The organism is Aerococcus sp. L_32 (genome assembly GCF_050689315.1).
This window is the reverse complement of sequence record NZ_JBOEQF010000362.1, coordinates 1-1,970: the sequence shown is the minus strand read 5'-3', so window position 1 is coordinate 1,970 and position 1,970 is coordinate 1. Positions and strand designations below refer to the sequence as shown.

General features: G+C 41.2%; 2 protein-coding genes and 1 pseudogene. 2 read left to right on the top strand and 1 reads right to left on the bottom strand.

Annotated features, from left to right (window positions below):
• A partial coding sequence (locus tag ACRCJ0_RS12920; protein WP_431390685.1) for an ABC transporter permease occupies positions 1-724 on the top strand: 724 nt, incomplete at its 5' end.
• A gap of 15 nt (positions 725-739) precedes the next feature.
• On the top strand, positions 740-1,543 hold the full coding sequence (locus tag ACRCJ0_RS12915) for an ABC transporter ATP-binding protein (RefSeq protein ID WP_419971514.1): 804 nt from the start codon (positions 740-742) through the stop codon (positions 1,541-1,543).
• 321 nt (positions 1,544-1,864) lie between these two features.
• Here ACRCJ0_RS12915 and ACRCJ0_RS12910 read toward each other — a convergent pair.
• Positions 1,865-1,970: pseudogene (locus tag ACRCJ0_RS12910) on the bottom strand (rhodanese-related sulfurtransferase); the annotation flags it as partial.

Here is a 1,970-nt window from a genome sequence, read left to right as displayed (position 1 = left end):
GGCCACCTTACTATCATTTGTCATTGGGGCAGGTGCTGGACTAATCACTGGTTTATTGCATACGAAATTGAAAGTGCCAGCTTTGATTGCATCTATTATCACCATGACTGGTTTGTACTCTATTAACCTACGTATTTTAGGCCAAGCCAACTTACCATTATTAAGTCAAAATACCTTGGTCACTCAAATGCGTCAATTGATTGAAGACAAGACTTTAGCAGTTATCGTCATTGGTTTAATCGTTGTTGTAGCCATCGTGGCCTTACTGAAATGGTTTTTTGATACGCAAATTGGGTTAGCCATTCGTGCCACAGGTGATAACTACATGATGAGTGAAGCCAACGGAATCAATACAGACTGGACCAAGATTATCGGCTTCATGGTAGCCAACGGATTAGTTGGTTTATCAGGTGGTTTATTAGCGCAAAACAACGGCTATGCAGATGTCAACATGGGTGTTGGGGCAATGGTTATCGGTTTAGCCTCAGTAGTCATTGGTGAAGCCATCGGGAAAAACATCACCTTTGTTAAACGTTTATTAGCGATTGTATTAGGGTCAATCATTTACCGGTTACTATTACTATTGGTATTAGAATTAAACTTCAATCCAAACGATGTACGTCTATTCTCAGCCTTAATCCTAGCCGTAGCGCTTGGGGTACCAGCTGTTCGTCAACACGGTAAAAAAGTTGTGAAAAATTCAATCACAAGTAAAGAAGCGTAGAAAGGAGATTGACCAATGACTAGCGTATTAACATTACAAAACGTACATAAAACATTTGAAGCTAAAACACCAAACGAAAACCACGTATTAAAAGGGATCGACCTAAAGGTAGAAAAAGGGGATTTCATCACCATTATTGGGGGGAACGGGGCCGGAAAATCGACTTTCCTAAATGCCATTGCCGGTTCGCTATTGGTAGACCAAGGGACTATTAAAATTGAAGATAAAGACGTGACTAACCTAACTGCCAACAAACGTGCAGGCCTAGTATCACGCGTATTCCAAGACACACGGATGGGCACTGCTAGCCGCTTAACTATCGAAGAAAACATGGCTATTGCAGACCGTCGCGGACACTCATTTGGATTTGGACGAGGGGTCAACAACAAGCAACGTGAACAATTTAAAGAAGCCTTGAAACTATTAGACTTAGGCTTGGAGAATAGATTAACTGCTGAAGTTGGCTTGCTTTCTGGTGGACAACGTCAAGCATTAACATTATTGATGGCGACTTTGAAAAAGCCAAAAGTCTTATTACTAGATGAGCATACAGCAGCCTTAGACCCTAAAACATCGGACATGGTTTTAAAATTAACAGAAGAAGTGATCCAACGAGACCAGTTAACAGCCTTGATGATTACGCATGATATGGAGCAAGCCATCCAAATGGGTAACCGCTTGTTGATGATGGACAATGGCCGCATCTTGATTGATATCTCTGGTGAAGAGAAGAAACAATTAACCGTACAACAATTATTAGACATGTTCAAAAAACAATCAGGCCGCGCATTAAACGATGACGCTTTAATACTAGGCTGAGTGCGAGACCGTTCAGCTCAATAACGATGGCAGTCTAAGGCAGGACTACACGCAGTGTGGTACAACTTAGGATAAAGCGGACTTGAACTGACCTAGCGAACTCGACTTGATTGAATCCATGCAATTGTAGTTTAGTAAGTCTTCGGCTATCAGAATATAAAATGACCTTTCATAAATGATGCTAATGATTCAAAATCATTATTATTAATAAGATACACTAGCTCACCAAGATATGAGGATGCCCGCATCATGAATAATATCGTCTTCCTTTAGACGCAAAAAGACCGCCAGGGTTTTCCTAGCGGTCTTTTGATTTCTAAATTAGGCTTCTACGGTTAGTTCTTCACCGATTGCTGCTAAATGTGCAACGATTTCTTCGTGGGACCAACCTTTAGCTTGTACGTAACGGTTGCGTGGGTGAACACGA